Source organism: Pseudomyxococcus flavus, assembly GCF_050038885.1.
Classification (GTDB): Bacteria; Myxococcota; Myxococcia; order Myxococcales; family Myxococcaceae; genus Myxococcus; species Myxococcus flavus.
Window position 1 is genome coordinate 82,915 of sequence record NZ_CP143624.1, and the last position, 15,756, is coordinate 98,670.

Sequence of the window (15,756 nt, forward strand, 5' to 3'; positions counted from 1 at the left end):
TAACGTTTTGATAGGTTCGGAGCGATGCACGGACACGGCTGGCGGTTGCGCGGGTGGGCCCTCCTCCTGGTGCTGGGCCTGGGTGCCCGCCCGGGATGGAGCCGTCCCCTCTTCCCGGAGCCCGTTCTCTCGCAGCTCGGCCCGGAGAGCCCGGCCATCACCGAGGCCCGCGAGCAGCTGGACCAGGGCGAGTTCGAGAAGGCGCGGCGCACCCTCCTGGAGGGGCTGGACGCGCCGGACCTCACGGACGACCAGCTCGTGGAGCTCTACCGGCTGCTGGGCCTGACGGCGCTGTACCTGGGCGACGAGCCGCAGGCCCGCGACGCCTACGAGAAGCTGCTCCAGGCCCGCCCGGACTACGAGCTCCCCCGCACCGCGCCGCCCAAGCTGCGCGCCCTCTACGCGCGCATCCGCGAGGACATCAAGAGCCGGCGGGTCCGCCCCGTCACCCTGGACGTGGACCCCATCCCCGACCCGCCCGGCGGCGAGCCCGTCGTCGTCGAGGCCACCATCCAGGACCTGGCCCTGGGCGCCCGCGCGCGGCTCTTCTACCGGCGCGCCGGTGACGAGGCCTACAGCTCGGTGGACTTCGCGCGCGACCGCACGCCCGAAGGCCGCGGCCGCGAGCGCTACCGCGCGGTGCTCCCCGCCTACGAGCTTCCCGCCGAGGCCGAGCCCTACGAGATGGAGTACTACTTCGAGGTCGCGGACGCGGCCCAGCGCCGGCTCGCGGGCCGGGGGGACTCCTTCCAGCCGCTCATCTTCCAGGTGGCGCCCAGCAGAGCGCTGCGCGCAGGGGCCGCCGCCGAGCCCGCCTCCCGCCCCTGGTACAAGAGCCCCTGGCTCTGGGTGGGCGTGGGCGCGGTGGCCATCGGCGCCACGGCCGGCGTCGTGGCGCTGACCTCCGGAGAGGAGCGGGGCCGCGTCCCCATCACCATCCGCGTGGAGCCCCCCACCCCATGAGCCTGCGCCTCCTGTCCCCGCTGCTGCTGCTCGCCCTGCCCGCCTGTGGCCCCGATGCCGCACCCGCGGGCCGCTTCGGGCTCGCGCTGACGATGGAGCGCGCGGTGGCCGACGACGTCCAGGCGCTGCAGGTGGCCGTGCTGACGCGCGGCTCCAGCCGCAGCTGCACCGAGATTCAGCGCACCTGCCTGAGCGCGCAGGTGAAGCGGGACGAGCTGGTGGTCCTCGAGGACGCCCAGGGCCGCGAGGGCCGCGCCCTGCGCTTTCCAGTGGACCTGGCGAGCCTCCAGGCGGGCGGCAGCCTGGAGCTGGCGGTGGATGTGCCGGTGGGCCGAGACTACGCGCTCGTCATCGAGGCCATCACGACAGGGACGACGCCCGGCTTCCTGGGCAGCTCGTGCAACTACCTCCGCGAAGTCAACGCGGGCGACAACGCCCCGCTGATTGCCGCGCCCCTGACGCTGACCGGCGGAGACTGCAATCCGGCCATCGCGCCCTGAGCGCCGCGGAACTCAAGAGGACTTCATGTCGCGCATCCTGATTATCGAGGACGAGCAGGACCTCGCCGGTCTCGTGGACTACAACCTGCGGGCCGCGGGCTTCGAGACGGAGACGGCGAACACGGGCGCGGGCGGGCTCGCCAAGGCGCGTGCCCATCCGCCGGACCTGGTGCTGCTGGACCTGATGCTGCCGGACGTGGCGGGCAGCGAGGTGTTGCGCATGCTCAAGGCGGACACCGAGCTGCGCAAGGCCTCCGTCATCATCGTCAGCGCGAAGGGCCAGGAGTCCGACCGCGTGCAGGGCCTGGAGCTGGGCGCGGACGACTACGTGGTGAAGCCCTTCTCCGTGCGCGAGCTGCTCCTGCGCGTCAAGGCGGTGCTGCGCCGCGCCGACGCCGAGGACGGCCCCTCCGCGGTGCTGGCCTCGGGCGACATCAGCCTGGACACCACGCGCCACCAGGTGCGGGTGAAGGGCGAGGAGGTGCTGCTCACCGCGCTCGAGTTCCGGCTGCTGCGCACGCTGCTGGAGCGCTCCGACCGGGTGCAGACGCGCGAGGTGCTGCTGTCCGACGTCTGGGGCATCCAGGCGGAGATCCACACCCGCACCGTGGACACGCACATCAAGCGGCTGCGCGAGAAGCTGGGCCCGGCCGGGGACATCATCGAGACGGTGCGCGGCGTGGGCTACAAGCTCAGCCCTCCGTGAGCCAAGGCCGTCCATGCCCCTGCGCGCCACGCTCCTGCCCCTCCTGCTGCCGCCCCTGGTCGTCGCGGTGCTCGTCGCATTGCTGGACGGACCGAAGGAGGTCGTCGCCGCGGCGCTCGTCGCGCTCGCCGGCTCGCTCATGTCCCTGGGCTTGAGCCGCGGGACGCTGCAGCGACACCTCGACCTGCTGGCCCGTCACACCCGGGATCGCGCCGAGGGCAGCCCCGCCCCGGCCCCCGCGACGCCGGAGCGGCTGGAGGAGATGGCCGGCCTCGAGGGCGCCATCGACTCGCTCCACGCCCAGATGTCCGCGCGCACCGCGCAGCTCACCCAGGAGGCCCGCACCCTCACCGCCGTGCTGGACGGCATGGCCGAGGGCATCTGGGTGACGGACGCCGAGGGCACGGTGGTGCGGCACAACGACGCGCTCCGCGGGCTGCTCCCCGCGACCGGAAGCCCCCTCATCGGGCAGCGGCCGCTGGCCGTCATCCGGAACGAGGCGCTGCACGACGCCGTGCTGCGCGCCTGCCGCGACGGCGCCTCCAGCCACCTGGAGCTCACGCTGGAGGGGCTCTTCCCCCGGACGCTCTCCGTCCGGGTGACGCCGCTGGCCAAGGACTTGCCGGGCAGCGCCGCCGTCTTCCACGACCTCACCGAGCTGCGCCGGCTGGAGAAGGTGCGCAAGGACTTCGTGGCCAACGTGTCCCACGAGCTGCGCACCCCCATCACCGCCATCCGCGGCTACGCGGAGACGCTACAGGGCGGCGCCCTCAACGACCCCGTCATGGCGCCGAAGATGGTGGACATCATCCACCGCCAGTCCGAGCGCCTGTCCGAGCTGGTGGAGGACCTGCTCGAGCTGTCTCGCCTGGAGGCGCGCGAGGTGAGCCTGAAGCTCACCCAGGTGCCCCTGGCCGACGCCGCCGCGCGCGCCGCGGACACGGTGCGCCCCAAGGCCGAGGGCAAGGGCCAGGTGGTTTCACTCCACGTCCCACAGGACCTGCTCGCGGTGGGCGACACCCGCGCCGTGGAGCAGGTGCTCCTCAACCTGCTGGACAACGCGGTGAAGTACACGCCTCCTGGCGGGCGCGTGGACGTGTACGGAACGTACGAGTCCGGCCGCTGCGTGGTGCGCGTGAAGGACACGGGGCTGGGCATCGAGTCCAAGCACCTGTCGCGCATCTTCGAGCGCTTCTACCGGGTGGACAAGGGGCGCAGCCGGGACATGGGCGGCACCGGCCTGGGTCTGTCCATCGTCAAGCACCTGCTGCAGGCCATGGACGGCGAGGTCAAGGTGGAGAGCCAACCCAACGAGGGGAGCACCTTCACGATTTTTCTGCCCCAGGCGGCTTCATCGAGCGCGGCGACGGGGTAGGATGGACCGACCATGCGGGTCGCCATCCTCGCGGACATCCACGGCAATCTTCCTGCCTGCGAGGCCGTCCTCGAGGACATCGCGCGCTCCGTGGCTCCGGACTACATCGTCGCCGCGGGCGACCTGGCCCTGCGCGGCGCCCACCCGCGGGAGACGGTGGACCTCATCTTCGACCGGTGTGACTCGGTGTTGATGGGCAACACGGACTGCTACCTCGCGGGCAACTACCTGGGCGGCGCGTACCGGGAGAAGGACCACTGGAAGACGGAGCTGCTGCGCTGGACGCGCGACCAGCTCGGCGGCGCGCTCCTGCAGAAGCTGGGCGCCCTGCCCTTCTCCGTGCGCTACACGCCGCGCAAGGGCCAGGACCTCTTCGTCTGCCACGCCAACCCGCGCAACCTCGAGGAGTCGCTGGACCCCACGCTGGACGACCTCGCGGTGCGCCGCTTCTTCAGCCACCTGGACGCGGCGGCCTGCGCCTTCGGGCACCTCCACTTCCCCTACCGCCGCCGCGTGGGGCGGATGCTCATCGCGGACGTGGCCAGCGCCGGCATCCCCCGGGACGGCGACCTGCGCCCCGCCTACGGCGTCTTCACCTTCACCCCCAAGGGCTGGCGCGTGCAGATCCGCCGCGTGCGCTACCCGGTGCGCAAGGCCACCCAGGCCCTCACCGCGCGCCGCGTCCCGGGCGGACCGCTGCTCGTCCACAAGCTGGTGGAGGCGCGCTACCGCCACCACAACGCGCTGATGGAGGCCGCGCGGCGCCACTCCGGCCTGCCCCCGCCGGGCCCCGTGCTGCGCCCGCCGCCCGGCGCCGCCTCGCGCGCCGCGGCCTCGCCCATGGACAGCCGCCCCTCCCCGGCGGTTGACCCCGCCTCGCTGCCCACGGACCTGGACGGCACGGTGACGGGCGCGGCGCCGCTGCCCCTGGACGCGCTCAACGACTACGAAGGGTGAAGGGTCGACGTTGTCGCGAGGCCGTTGCTTGCGCGCGCTGCCTGGGAGTGGTTCACGGCGCTCACCATGGCTTCTGCTCGCGAGCTGCCGCTGCTGTTCGTCCGCCACGCCGTCGCGGAGGACTCCCACGTCCTGGGCGATGAGGCGCGCGCCCTCACCCCGGAGGGCCGCGCCGCCTTCCGCCACCACGCGCGCAAGCTGGCGCGCCTCACGCCGCTGCGGGGCATCCTCACCAGCCCGCTGGTGCGAGCCGTCCAGACGGCGGAGCTGCTCGCGGAGGCCTTCGGCGTGTCCGGCGTGGAGGTCCACCCCGCCCTGCTGCCCCAGCGGGGCGCGCACAAGCGCATCGTCGAACTGGCGCGCGAGCGCGGCCCGGGCTGGGCGCTGGTGGGCCACAATCCCTCGCTGGAGCGCGCCGCCCTCCGCGCCCTGGACCACGACCTGCCCGACAAGCTCCGCAAGGGCGCGGCACTGGCCCTGAATGCCCTCGCGGATGGCGACTTCACGCTCGCGTGGTGGGCCACGCCGGGCAAGCCGGTGAAGCGCCCCGGCGGCCTGCGCTGAGCCGCGGCCTCAGTGGGCCGCGCCCAGCAGGAAGGACAGGACGAGCATGGCCAGCACCGCGGAGGTGATGCCCACGTAGAGCCGGTCCTTCTGCTGCCGGAAGATGAGCAGGGACAGGGCCACGCGCATCACCGGCACGGCCATCATCACCAGCAGCCCCGTCATGACGAAGGCCTGCCCCCGGGCCGCCAGCGCGCCCGTCAGCACGTCCCGCAGCGTGTGCGGCACCGGGTGCGGCGAGGTGAGGCGCTGCAGCGCCTCGGAGGAGACGAGGTAGTCCGGGTGGCGGAAGAAGGTCACCACCATGCCCAGCGTCACCAGCGCCAGGCTGGCGGCCACGCCGTAGCGCAGCAGGTCGCTGATGAGCACCTCTGGATGGAGCGGCGAGGACGCCTCCCCATCGCGAAGGGCGGTGACGGAGGCTTCGGGGCGATCCGGCTCGGGCTTCAGCGCTTCGCTCACGCTCCCCACCCCTTGCGCAGCATCTCGAAGGCCACCCACAGCAGCACGCCGACGAAGAGCGCCCGCAGCCACGTGCTGTTCACCCGCGCCATCAGGTGGCGGGAGCCCAGCCACGCGCCCAGCGTGACGCCCACGCACACCGGCCCCGCGATGAAGGGGTCGATGTTGCCGCGCGCGAAGTAGACGCCCGCGCTGGCCGCCGCCGTCACGCCAATCATGAAGTTGCTGGTGGCCGTGGACACCTTGAGCGGCAGCCGCATGGCCAGGTCCATGGCCGGCACCTTCAGCGCGCCCGAGCCGATGCCCAGCATTCCGCTCACCGTGCCCGCCACGTACATCAGCCCCAAGCCGGCCAGCGGCCGCGTCACGCGGTAGGGCACCTCGCGGCCCTGGGCCTCGTCCCAGTAGCTGCCGTGCAACGCCAGCCGGTCCGCCAGCGCATCCGCCGGCACCGGCACCTCGGCGCTCGAGCGCATCCGCTTCAGCATCACCACCGCGGACCACGCCATGACCGCGCCGAACACGAAGTAGACGCCCCGGCCGCCCACGAGGCCGGACAGGAAGGCGCCGCTGAGCGCCCCGGCCGTGGTGGCCAGCTCCAGGAACATGGCGACGCGGGTGTTGGCCATCCGGTCCCGGACGTAGGCCGCGGCGGCGCCGCTGGACGTCGCGATGACGGAGACGATGGACGCCCCCACCGCGTACTGGATGTCCACTTTCAGGAGCAGCGTGAGCACGGGAATCAGGATGAGCCCGCCACCGATGCCCAGGAGCGAACCCAGCAGTCCCGCGCCCACGGAGAATCCCAGGACGACGAGCATGAAGAGGAAGGGAGTCATGGAGCCGAGGCCCCATCCTCCCCTCCTCATCCGCCATTTGCTACCGGAGAGCGGCGCGAAGCACGCCGCTCCCCTGCCTGCTCGCTATTACTGCCCTACTGGCCGCTGGCGGCCACGGACAGGTGCGGGGCACCATTGCCGTTCGACAGCGCGGCGTGGGCGGGGCCTTCCGTCCCCAGCTCACGCAGCAGGGCCTCTCCCACCAGCTCATCCATGGGGATGAAGCGGCCCAGGGACGGACGCCAGGTGTGGACCTGCGCGGTGCCGATGTCGAACCACCAGCCATGCAGCCGCAACGAGCCCGCGTCGAGGCGCTCCTTCACCCACGGATAGCTCGCGATGTGCTCCATCTGCAGCAGCACGTTGTGCTGCGACAGACGGTCGTAGTCCGGCAGGCCCTCGCCCAGCTTGGGGTTGTCCTTCATGCGCTGGAGCGCGGGCTTGCCGTGCTCGAGCCAGCCATTGAGGTTCGGGTTCTCCGGCCCCACGCCACCGCCGAGCACGGCCTTCATCGCGCCGCAGCTCGAGTGGCCGCACACGACGATGTCCTCCACCGGCAGGTTGCGGAGCGAGAACTCCAGCGCGGCCGCCTCGGACTGGTCACCCTTCGCGTTCCCCTTGGGGTCCGACGGCGGCATCATGTTGCCGACGTTGCGCACCACGAAGAGGTCGCCCGGGTTGGTCGACACGAGCAGGTTCGGCACGACGCGGCTGTCCGCGCAGGCGATGAAAAGGCAGTCCGGCTTCTGCCCCTGCGCCAACAGCGCGAACCTTTCACGGTAGTTGGAACGGGTGTTGAGCTGAAAGTCCAACAGACCGCGGATGAGCTTCCTCACTGCGCACCTCCAGAAACGAGCGTGTTGTGATGGGGACCGTCAACGACCGCGGGAGCGCTCGCCTTGACCGTTCCCTTACGGCTCCAGACATCCTCGAGCGACTCGGTGAACACCTTGCCGCCCGTCTTGCGGTGCGTGTCGCACCAGCTCTCCAGGGCCTCGTGCCCGGAGTGGTCCAGCGTCTGCACCGCCAGGTCCAGCTCCACCTTGGAGCCCGTCGGCACCTGCGCGAGCGCGCTGGACAGCTTGGGTACGCCGACGAAGGTCAGCGCGCCCGAGATTCGAACCAGATACGACGCCTCCGTCTGCTTCTGCACCTCCACCTTGACGCTGCCCAGGTGCCACAGCAGGCGCAGCACCGCGAACGCCAGGCCCATGCCGATACCGGCCAGCAGGTTGACGCCGACCACGCCGGCCACCGTCACCAGGTACACGGCCAGCTCACCGCGCTTCTGCAGCTCGCGGATGTGGTGCACGTTCACCAGCTTGGCGCCGACGAAGACGAGCAGACCGGCCAGCACCGTGAGCGGCACCAGCCCCGCGACCGTGCCCAGCAGCGTGGTGAACAGGAGCAGCCACACGCCGTGCAGCGTGCCCGACAGGCGCGTCTTCGCGCCGGCGGTGATGTTGGTGGCGCTGCGCACGATGACGCCGGTGATGGGCAGACCGCCCGCCATGCCGGAGACCGTGTTCGCCAGGCCCTGCGCGAAGAGCTCCCGGTCCAGGTTCGCCCGGGGGCCGGTGTGCATCTTGTCCGTGGCCACCGCGCTCAGCAGCGACTCCGCGCTGGCCACCAGCGCCAGCGACAGCACCGCCGTGCCGAACGTCACCCAGTCGCCCTTGGGGAAGGTGGGCATCTGGATGCTGGAGAGGATGTTCTCCGGCAACTGCACGCGCGCCACGTCCGCGCCCAGGAAGGTCGCCACCGCGGTGGCCCCCACGACGGCGACCAGCGGCCCTGGCACCTTCTTCAGCTTCCCGGGCACGAACTGCCACGCCACCATCAGGCCGAGGGTCAGCAGGCCCAGCAGCGTCGCTGCGCCATGCAGGTCGGCAATCTGCCCCGGCAGCTCCTTCACGTTCTGCCACGCGCTCGACTGGGGCGAGCCGCCCAGGACGATGTGAACCTGCCCCAGGACGATGAGGATGCCGATGCCGGCCATCATCCCGTGGATGACGGCCGGAGAGATGGCCAGCGCGCCGCGCGCCACCTTCAGGCCGCCAAGAATCATCTGGAGGACGCCCGCGACGGCCACCGCCGCGCACGTCATGGCCAGACCCATGTTCTGGATGAAACCAAACACCATCACCGCGAGGCCGGCCGCCGGACCGCTCACCTGGAGCGGTACGCCGCCGAATATCCCCACCACCAGACCGCCAACCACACCCGCGATGAGGCCGGACACGATGGGCGCGCCGGAAGCCAACGCAATGCCCATACACAGCGGCAGCGCCACCAGGAAGACCACCAGGGATGCTGGCAGGTCCGTGGCCAGCACCTTGCCCAGGGAACCGGCGCCCTCAGGACTCTTCGAACTCGACATCGCACCTCCACACAAGTCGCCGCGAATGCGGCGCGCGCTGGATCACCGTGGAGGGCCCTCCGCAAGTCCTATGCCGTTCCCTTTCTGGTCCAGTCAGAGGGAACGCAATTTGATTGCGGATGGGAATATGAAAGCGATTTTAATTCCCGCCGAGAAACTTAAAAAATCTTGAGGCCGGCCCCTTCAAGATTCTTGAAGCCCTACTCCTCCCCGAGTCGGCGGAGGAAGGTCGGATAGGAGAGCCCCAGCGCCCGGGCCGCCTCCATCCGGCGCCCTTCCAGGCGGGCGAGGACGTGCCGGACATACAGCCGCTCCACCTCCTCCAGGGGGCGAGGTGAGCCCGAGACGACGAAGGCGTCGGGGTCCGCCACCGGGGGGCTGCTGCTGCCCTGGGGCTCCAGGGAGGGCAGCTCCAGCTCGGGGCCTGGCTCGAGCACGAGCGCCCGCTCCAGCACATTGCGCAGCTCGCGGACGTTGCCGGGGAAGGGGTAGTGCTCCAGCCGGGCCTGGGCGGCCTTGGAGAAGCCCACCGGCCTGCGCCCCAGCTCCGCGCACAGCTCGGCGACGAGCGACTGCGCCAGCGGCAGCAGGTCCTCGCGGCGCTCGCGCAGCGGCGGAATGTCCACCTTGAAGACGCTCAGGCGGAAGTAGAGGTCCTCGCGGAAGCGGCCCTGGGCCACCTCCTGCGTCAGGTCCCGGTTGGTGGCCGTCACCACGCGCGCGCTGCTGCTCAGCTCGGCGGTGCCGCCCAGCCGGCGGAACGCGCCCTTGTCCAGGAAGGTAAGCAGCTTCGCCTGGAGCCCCAGCGGCAGCTCGCCCACCTCGTCCAGGAAGAGCACGCCGCCCGCGGCCACCTCCACCAGGCCGCGGCGGGCGGTGCGCGCGTCGGTGAAGGCGCCGCGCTCGTGGCCGAAGAGCTCGCTCTCCACCATGGTGGCGGGCAGCGCGGCGCAGTTGACGTGGACGAACGAGCCCTGCCCGCCCTGCAGCGCGTGCAGGTGGCGTGCAATCACTTCCTTGCCGACGCCCGTCTCTCCCTGCAGCAGCACCGGGCTGCGAGGCGCCTTGGCGATGCGCTCCAGCATCTGGAGCGCCGCGAGCATCTTCGGCGAGTGCGGCCGAGACAGGCGCCGCCGCCCCCCCAGCTCGCTCTCCGCCTGGCGCAGGCGCTCCTGGAGCTGGAAGTCCGCGGCGGCGCGGCGGGCGCGCAGCACCAGGTCGTCCAGCTCCACGGGCTTGGACAGGTAGTCGCGCGCCCCCGCCTGGATGGCCTCCACGGCGCTGGCGATGTCGCCATGCGCCGTCACCATCAGCACCGGCGTGTCCGGCAGCTGGGCGCGCAGCTCGGGCAGGAAGTCGATGCCATCGCCGTCCGGCAGCCGCCGGTCCAGCACCACCAGGTCCGGGGCCTCGCGGGCCATGGCCGCGCGCGCGTCGTGGAGTGAGTGCGCCAGGGTCACGCGGAAGCCCTCGTGGCGCAGCACGGAGGCCGCCAGCGAGGCGAAGGTCCGGTCGTCATCCACCAGCAGCAGATGGGTGCTCATGTCCTCGCCTCCTCCAGCGGCAGACGCAGCGTGAAGCGGCTACCCAGCGGACTGCGGGTGTAGTTCAGACTGCCTCCATGGGCCTCCACGGAGGCACGCGCCATGGGCAGCCCTAGCCCCACCCCCTTGGCCCGCCCGGTGGCGAAAGGCTCCCACAACCTGGGCTCGAAGCGAGGATCCACGCCGCCCGCATTGTCCTCCACCACGAGCACGGCGTCATGGTCGTCCCGCGTCAGACGCACGTTGACCCAGGGCGCCGGCTGCAGGCCGGTGTCGCGCGCCACGGCGCCCGCCTCCACCGCGTTGCGTAGCAGGTTGTCGATGGCGGACACCAGGAGCGCGGCATCCCCCTGGACCCACAGCGACTCCTCCAGGGACGTCGTCAGCGCCACCGCCTCGGACTCCGGCAGCAGCTTCACCGCCTGGAGCGCGTCCCGGACGAGCAGGTGCACCTCGCAGCTTCGGCGCAGCGCGGCACGCGGGGCCCCGAAGGACAGCAGCGAGCGCGCCAGGTGCCCCAGCCGCTCCACCTGCGAGCGCAGCGCGCGCACGGGCAGCTCGCTGCCGGCCGCGGTGTGCCGGAGCACGGACAGGGCGGCCTGGATGCCGTTGAGGGCGTTCTTCACCTCATGGGCGATGAGCGAGGCGGCGGTGCCCAGCGCGGCCATCGTCTCCTGGCGCCGCAGCCGCTCCTCGGCCGCGAGCAGCGAGCGGAACGAGTGCCGCAGCAGCAGGATGAAGATGATGAGCGTGCTGCTCAGCAGCGCGATGTGGAACGCCAGCTGCCGCAGGAAGCGCGCGCGCAGCCCCGCGGTGGCCGTCTCCTCCTCCAGGACGACGAGCAGCAGCTCGCTCTTCCCCACCCACGACGCCGCCCCCATCATGTGCTTGCCATCCAGCGTCAGCGGCCCGGGCATGTCCGCGAGCGCGCGCAGCGGCCCGGTGACGTCCCGGGGCCCCAGCTTCAACCCCACCGGCATCAGCAGCTGGCCGTGCTCGTCCATGAGGACCAGCGTCGTCTGCGCCGTGGGCCGCGTGGGCAGCGCGCCGGCGCGCAGCTCGCCCAGCATCACGCCCTTGAGGTGCCCCTCCTGGAGCATGGGGACGGCGACGACGATGGGGCCACCTTCCCCCTCCAGCAGGTCGATCTCCGGCTGGCCTGCGCTCACCATCCGCTGGAACCAGGGCCGCAGCGTCAGCGGCGAGCGCCCCAGCGGCATGTCCGGCGGGTCGCTCCAGACGCGCTCTCCAGCGGGGGTCAGCAGGGCCACGCCCTCGGAGAAGAGGGTCGAGTGGGAGAAGGCGCTCTCCAGCAGGGCCAGCTCGGCCGGGGAGATGCCGTCCTCGGGGTACAGCGCGGGATGCCCGGCCACGCGCGCCAGCTCCGCCTCCAGCAGCCCGAGGTGGACGCCCAGCGCCTCTGACTGGACCTGGGCCTGGTTGAGCAGCCGGCTCAGCAGCTCCTCGCGCGCGTTGCGCACATCCTCCACGTAGCCCAGCACCGGGCTCGTCAGCGCCACCAGCCCCACCAGCCCCAGCCCCACGAGCGCGGAGCGCCCGCCGCGCCGCTGCGCATGCGCCAGCTCTCCGGGCGTGGGGGTCAGCGAAGGAATGGGGGGTGTGGGCGGCGGTGGGTGTGAAGCAGTCATGACAGGGCGACAGGGATCTACCCCGGTCCGGCAGCGCCTTCACGTGCAATCAGGCCTTTAGAGGGGGACTCGGCCGCTGGATGGCCGGCCACGGCGCGTCATGAGGCCCCTCTCCCGGCCCCCTCGCGACAACGAAGTTGTTGCACACGAGTCACACGTTCGGAAAAGGCGGCGCGCAGAGTGAGGGCCCGCCATGCCCCATGTCCTCATCGTCGACGACGAACGCGACCTCGCGGAGCTCATTGATTTCAACCTGCGGGGTTCAGGCTTCACCACCCACGTGGCCCACACCGGCGAAGAAGCGCTGGCGGCCGCGCGCGCCCAGAACCCCGACCTGGTGCTGCTGGACCTGATGCTGCCGGACATGTCCGGCATCGACGTCTGCCGGCAGCTGCGCGCCAGCCCTCCCTCCCGGGGCGTGCTCATCGTCATGCTCACCGCCAAGGGCGAGGAGTCGGACCGCATCCGGGGCTTCGAGGTCGGCGCGGACGACTACGTCGTGAAGCCCTTCAGCGTGCGGGAGCTGGTGCTGCGCCTGAAGGCCATCCTCCGCCGGGGCGCGCCCACCGCCGGGAGCACCGCGCCCCTGTCCCTGGGGCCCTTGCGGCTGGACGTGGCCTCGCACCGCTTCTTCGTGGAGGACCGGGAGGTGTCCCTCACCGCCCTGGAGTTCCGCCTGCTGGAGCACCTGCTCGCCCGCCTGGGCCGCGTGCAGACGCGCGAGCAGCTCCTGGAGGAGGTCTGGGGCCTGTCCTCCACCCTGGAGACCCGCACCATCGACACCCACGTCATGCGCCTGCGCGACAAGCTGGGGCCGGCGCGCGCCCTGCTGGAGACGGTCCGCGGTGTTGGCTACCGGATGCTGGACCCGGCCGCGAGCTGAGGTCTCGTGACAGCGATGTCACGTGGCGGACGCAAAACGGACACCCACGTCACGTACAAGCGCGCCGTCTTCGCGCAAGCCACTCGCCGCAACCAGATTCCCGTCCGCTTCACGCATCCAGGAGAAGCCCTCCCATGAAATCGCTCCTCAAGCCGCTCCTCGCGGTGTTCCTCGTGGCCCTCCCCGCCGCCGCCCAGGCCGGCACCGTCACCATCAAGGGCTCGGACACCATGGTCATCCTCGGCCAGCGCTGGGCCGAGGCGTTCATGAAGAAGAACCCCTCCATCAAGATCCAGGTCACCGGCGGCGGCTCCGGCGTGGGCCTGGCGGCCCTCCAGAACGGCACCACGGACATCGCCATGTCCAGCCGGGAGATGAAGAAGGCGGAGGCCGACAAGCTGCGCGCGCGCTTCAAGGCGCCCCCGGTGCAGCGCTCGGTGGCCAAGGACGGCGTCACCTTCTACGTCCATCAGGCCAACCCCGTGGGCGCGCTCACCACCGAGCAGCTCATGAAAATCTACGTGGGTGACATCTCCAACTGGAAGCAGGTGGGCGGCGCGGACGCCCCCATCGTCGCGTACTCCCGGGAGAACTCCTCCGGCACCTACGTCTTCGTGAAGGACATGGTGCTGGACGGCGAGGACTTCGCGCCCGTCATCCAGACGCTGCCAGGCACCGCCGCGGTGGTGAACGCCGTCTCCAAGGAGAAGAACAGCCTGGGCTACGGCGGCGCCGCCTACGCCGAGGGCATCAAGGAGCTGAAGGTCAAGAAGGGCAACGAGGAGATCGCCCCGTCCGCCGACAACATCAAGAGCGGCAAGTACCCGCTGGCGCGCGACCTCTTCTTCTACCTGCGCGCCGAGCCGACGGGCGACATCAAGGCCTTCATCGACTTCGCGCTTTCCCCCGAAGGCCAGGCCATCGTCACCCAGGTCGGCTACTTCCCGGTGAAGTAGACGCACAGCGTCACACGAATGTCACAGGAGGCCCCGACGCCCAATGGATAGACAGGCGCTCATGGAGCAAGGTCTCACGCAAGCCGTGGCCGCGCCGCGCCTGTCCGCGGCCGCGCGGCGGCGTCAGCTGCGGGAGAAGGCCGTCGCGGGCTTCATCACGCTGATGGCATTCACCGGCATCGCCGCGCTCATCCTCATCATCGTCTTCGTGGCCAAGGAGGCCCTGGCGCTCTTCACGGACGCCGAGTCCCGCCACGAGGCCAGCCTCTCCAAGATGTTCCTGGCGCAGGAGGGCCGCTACCCCTTCCGGTGGCAGCCCGTGTCGGGCACGCCCAAGGTCAGCATGATTCCGCTGTTCGTGGGCACGTTGAAAATCACGCTCGTCTCCATGCTGGTGGCGGTGCCCCTGGGCGTCTTCGGCGCGCTGTACGTGGCGGAGTTCGCCCCGCGCCGCCTGCGAGAGCTGCTCAAGCCCGTCATCGAGCTGCTGGCCGGCATCCCCTCCGTGGTGCTGGGCTTCTTCGCGCTGATGGTGCTCTCCCCGGTGGTGAAGGACCTCTTCCACCTGGACCGCCCGCTCAACGGCACCCTGGCGGGGCTGGCGCTGGCGCTGGCCATCGTCCCGGTCATCTTCACCGTGTCCGAGGACGCGCTCACCGCGGTGCCCCGCAGCTACCGCGAGGCGTCCCTGGCGCTGGGCGCCACGCTCTGGGAGACGGCGTGGAAGGTGGTGCTGCCCGCGGCGGCGCCCGGCATCCTCGCCGCCTGCGTGCTGGGCTTCGGCCGGGCCATTGGCGAGACGATGATCGTCCTCATGGCCTCGGGCAACGCGGACATCCTGTCCTGGAGCCTGGGCGACTCCGCGCGCTCGCTGTCGGCCACCATCGCGGCGGAGATGGGCGAGGTGGTGGTGGGCAGCACGCACTACTCGCTGCTCTTCTTCATCGGTGTGGAGCTCTTCATCTTCACCTTCGTCCTCAACATGGTCGCCTCGGCGTGGACGAAGAAGGTCCTCCAGCGGCTGACCGGGAGCGCCTCGTGAAGTACACCACGCGCCGGCTGGTGGGGCTGGGCCTCACCGGAATGACGGCCCTCGCGGCCTTCGTCATCGTGGGCATGCTGGCCCTCATCCTGCTCGACGTCGCCAACAATGGCGCCCGGCACCTCTCCTGGGCCTTCCTCACCGAGGCGCCCAGCGACGGCATGATGGGCGGCGGCATCTTCCCCGCCATCTTCGGCACCGCCGCGCTCACGCTCCTGATGACGCTGGCGGTGATGCCGGTGGGCGTGCTCACCGCCGTCTACCTCCACGAGTACGCGCCGCCGGACTCGCGCTTCGCCCGCTGGGTGCGGGTTGCGGTGGTCAACCTCGCGGGCGTGCCCTCCATCGTCTTCGGCCTGTTCGGGCTGGGCTTCTTCATCCTCTTCGTCGGCGGCAGCCTGGACCGGATGCTGGGCTACGAGGAGATGCACTGGGCCCAGCCCGGCATCCTCTGGGCGGCGCTGACGCTGGCGGTGCTGACGCTGCCCGTCGTCATCGTCTCCACGGAGGAGGCGCTGCGCGCGGTGCCCCTGGACCAGCGCACCGCCAGCCTGGCCCTGGGGGCCACCCAGTCGCAGACGCTGGCGCGGGTGGTGCTGCCCGGCGCCCTGCCCGGCATCCTCACCGGGGCGGTGCTGGCCATCTCCCGCGGCGCGGGCGAGGTGGCGCCCATCCTCTTCACGGGCGCGGCCTACTTCCTGCCGGACCTGCCCACGCAGCTCGACTCCCAGTTCATGCACCTGGGCTACCACACCTATGTCATGGCCACGCAGTCTCCCAACGTGACGGAGGCCAGTGGCCCCCTGTACGCGACGGTGCTGGTGCTGCTGGCGCTCACCTTCGCCCTCAACCTCGTCGCGGTCATCATCCGCACGCGCACCCGCCGCAAGGCCGCCAGCGCCCACTGACGGTACGCCTGCCATGTCCCTCCACCCC

The 15,756-nt window shown here is 71.2% G+C and carries 16 protein-coding genes; 10 read left to right on the forward strand and 6 right to left on the reverse strand.

Annotated elements, in window-relative coordinates; all coding sequences use genetic code 11:
• Nucleotides 1-24: 24 nt before the first annotated feature.
• The 6 genes from VZL07_RS00385 (at nucleotide 25) to VZL07_RS00410 (ending at nucleotide 5,065) form a co-directional block, all read left to right on the forward strand.
• Entirely contained in the window at nucleotides 25-963 is a 939-nt protein-coding gene (locus VZL07_RS00385; RefSeq protein ID WP_426753259.1) for a hypothetical protein, read from the forward strand.
• Nucleotides 960-1,463 (forward strand): hypothetical protein, encoded by a 504-nt coding sequence (locus VZL07_RS00390; protein WP_426753261.1) that lies wholly within the window; start codon nucleotides 960-962, stop codon nucleotides 1,461-1,463. Before VZL07_RS00385 ends, VZL07_RS00390 begins: the two co-directional genes overlap by 4 nt.
• A gap of 25 nt (nucleotides 1,464-1,488) precedes the next feature.
• Entirely contained in the window at nucleotides 1,489-2,169 is a 681-nt protein-coding gene (locus VZL07_RS00395; protein WP_002639890.1) for a response regulator, read from the forward strand.
• Between the two features lie 13 nt (nucleotides 2,170-2,182).
• Nucleotides 2,183-3,544: a sensor histidine kinase gene (locus tag VZL07_RS00400; RefSeq protein ID WP_426753263.1), complete on the forward strand. Its 1,362-nt coding sequence runs from the start codon at nucleotides 2,183-2,185 to the stop codon at nucleotides 3,542-3,544.
• 12 nt (nucleotides 3,545-3,556) lie between these two features.
• Nucleotides 3,557-4,501, forward strand: a complete 945-nt coding sequence (locus VZL07_RS00405) for a metallophosphoesterase family protein (RefSeq protein WP_426753265.1) — start codon at nucleotides 3,557-3,559, stop codon at nucleotides 4,499-4,501.
• A 66-nt stretch (nucleotides 4,502-4,567) separates the two neighbouring features.
• Nucleotides 4,568-5,065 carry a SixA phosphatase family protein gene (locus tag VZL07_RS00410; RefSeq protein WP_426753267.1) on the forward strand — a complete coding sequence of 166 codons (498 nt, stop codon included), beginning with the start codon at nucleotides 4,568-4,570 and terminating at the stop codon, nucleotides 5,063-5,065.
• Nucleotides 5,066-5,074: 9 nt separating this feature from the next.
• Here VZL07_RS00410 and VZL07_RS00415 read toward each other — a convergent pair whose 3' ends face one another.
• From VZL07_RS00415 to VZL07_RS00440, 6 genes are all read right to left on the reverse strand, one after another.
• Nucleotides 5,075-5,527, reverse strand: coding sequence for a DUF1634 domain-containing protein (locus tag VZL07_RS00415; RefSeq protein WP_426753269.1), 453 nt, complete (start codon nucleotides 5,525-5,527; stop codon nucleotides 5,075-5,077).
• On the reverse strand, nucleotides 5,524-6,366 hold the full coding sequence (locus VZL07_RS00420) for a sulfite exporter TauE/SafE family protein (protein ID WP_426753271.1): 843 nt from the start codon (nucleotides 6,364-6,366) through the stop codon (nucleotides 5,524-5,526). The genes VZL07_RS00415 and VZL07_RS00420 overlap by 4 nt, the downstream gene beginning before the upstream one ends.
• A gap of 95 nt (nucleotides 6,367-6,461) precedes the next feature.
• Nucleotides 6,462-7,202 (reverse strand): carbonic anhydrase, encoded by a 741-nt coding sequence (locus VZL07_RS00425; protein ID WP_426753273.1) that lies wholly within the window; start codon nucleotides 7,200-7,202, stop codon nucleotides 6,462-6,464.
• Entirely contained in the window at nucleotides 7,199-8,746 is a 1,548-nt protein-coding gene (locus VZL07_RS00430) for a SulP family inorganic anion transporter (protein ID WP_426753275.1), read from the reverse strand. The genes VZL07_RS00425 and VZL07_RS00430 overlap by 4 nt, the downstream gene beginning before the upstream one ends.
• Nucleotides 8,747-8,946: 200 nt before the next feature.
• Nucleotides 8,947-10,290, reverse strand: coding sequence for a sigma-54-dependent transcriptional regulator (locus VZL07_RS00435; RefSeq protein WP_426753277.1), 1,344 nt, complete (start codon nucleotides 10,288-10,290; stop codon nucleotides 8,947-8,949).
• The gene (locus tag VZL07_RS00440) at nucleotides 10,287-11,939 is read right to left on the reverse strand and encodes an ATP-binding protein (RefSeq protein ID WP_426753279.1); all 1,653 of its coding nucleotides are present in this window, start codon (nucleotides 11,937-11,939) and stop codon (nucleotides 10,287-10,289) included. The genes VZL07_RS00435 and VZL07_RS00440 overlap by 4 nt, the downstream gene beginning before the upstream one ends.
• Before the next feature lie 193 nt (nucleotides 11,940-12,132).
• Between VZL07_RS00440 and VZL07_RS00445 the strand changes: the two genes are divergently transcribed.
• From VZL07_RS00445 to pstA, 4 genes are all read left to right on the forward strand, one after another.
• Complete coding sequence (locus VZL07_RS00445; protein ID WP_426753281.1) at nucleotides 12,133-12,822, forward strand: response regulator; 690 nt, start codon at nucleotides 12,133-12,135, stop codon at nucleotides 12,820-12,822.
• A gap of 134 nt (nucleotides 12,823-12,956) precedes the next feature.
• Nucleotides 12,957-13,778: a phosphate ABC transporter substrate-binding protein gene (locus VZL07_RS00450; protein ID WP_426753283.1), complete on the forward strand. Its 822-nt coding sequence runs from the start codon at nucleotides 12,957-12,959 to the stop codon at nucleotides 13,776-13,778.
• A gap of 61 nt (nucleotides 13,779-13,839) precedes the next feature.
• Nucleotides 13,840-14,820 carry a phosphate ABC transporter permease subunit PstC gene (gene pstC, locus VZL07_RS00455; RefSeq protein WP_426753285.1) on the forward strand — a complete coding sequence of 327 codons (981 nt, stop codon included), beginning with the start codon at nucleotides 13,840-13,842 and terminating at the stop codon, nucleotides 14,818-14,820.
• Nucleotides 14,817-15,728: a phosphate ABC transporter permease PstA gene (gene pstA / locus VZL07_RS00460; RefSeq protein WP_426753287.1), complete on the forward strand. Its 912-nt coding sequence runs from the start codon at nucleotides 14,817-14,819 to the stop codon at nucleotides 15,726-15,728. Before pstC ends, pstA begins: the two co-directional genes overlap by 4 nt.
• The last annotated feature ends 28 nt before the right edge of the window (nucleotides 15,729-15,756 follow it).

What these genes read in the sequence shown, in the direction of transcription:
- VZL07_RS00385 (WP_426753259.1), top strand. Translation starts at nt 25, where the DNA reads ATGCACGGACACGGCTGGCGGTTGCGCGGGTGGGCCCTCCTCCTGGTG.
- VZL07_RS00390 (WP_426753261.1), top strand. Translation starts at nt 960, where the DNA reads ATGAGCCTGCGCCTCCTGTCCCCGCTGCTGCTGCTCGCCCTGCCCGCC.
- VZL07_RS00395 (WP_002639890.1), top strand. Translation starts at nt 1,489, where the DNA reads ATGTCGCGCATCCTGATTATCGAGGACGAGCAGGACCTCGCCGGTCTC.
- VZL07_RS00400 (WP_426753263.1), top strand. Translation starts at nt 2,183, where the DNA reads ATGCCCCTGCGCGCCACGCTCCTGCCCCTCCTGCTGCCGCCCCTGGTC.
- VZL07_RS00405 (WP_426753265.1), top strand. Translation starts at nt 3,557, where the DNA reads ATGCGGGTCGCCATCCTCGCGGACATCCACGGCAATCTTCCTGCCTGC.
- VZL07_RS00410 (WP_426753267.1), top strand. Translation starts at nt 4,568, where the DNA reads ATGGCTTCTGCTCGCGAGCTGCCGCTGCTGTTCGTCCGCCACGCCGTC.
- VZL07_RS00420 (WP_426753271.1), bottom strand. Translation starts at nt 6,366, where the DNA reads ATGACTCCCTTCCTCTTCATGCTCGTCGTCCTGGGATTCTCCGTGGGC.
- VZL07_RS00430 (WP_426753275.1), bottom strand. Translation starts at nt 8,746, where the DNA reads ATGTCGAGTTCGAAGAGTCCTGAGGGCGCCGGTTCCCTGGGCAAGGTG.
- VZL07_RS00435 (WP_426753277.1), bottom strand. Translation starts at nt 10,290, where the DNA reads ATGAGCACCCATCTGCTGCTGGTGGATGACGACCGGACCTTCGCCTCG.
- VZL07_RS00440 (WP_426753279.1), bottom strand. Translation starts at nt 11,939, where the DNA reads ATGACTGCTTCACACCCACCGCCGCCCACACCCCCCATTCCTTCGCTG.
- VZL07_RS00445 (WP_426753281.1), top strand. Translation starts at nt 12,133, where the DNA reads ATGCCCCATGTCCTCATCGTCGACGACGAACGCGACCTCGCGGAGCTC.
- VZL07_RS00450 (WP_426753283.1), top strand. Translation starts at nt 12,957, where the DNA reads ATGAAATCGCTCCTCAAGCCGCTCCTCGCGGTGTTCCTCGTGGCCCTC.
- pstC (WP_426753285.1), top strand. Translation starts at nt 13,840, where the DNA reads ATGGAGCAAGGTCTCACGCAAGCCGTGGCCGCGCCGCGCCTGTCCGCG.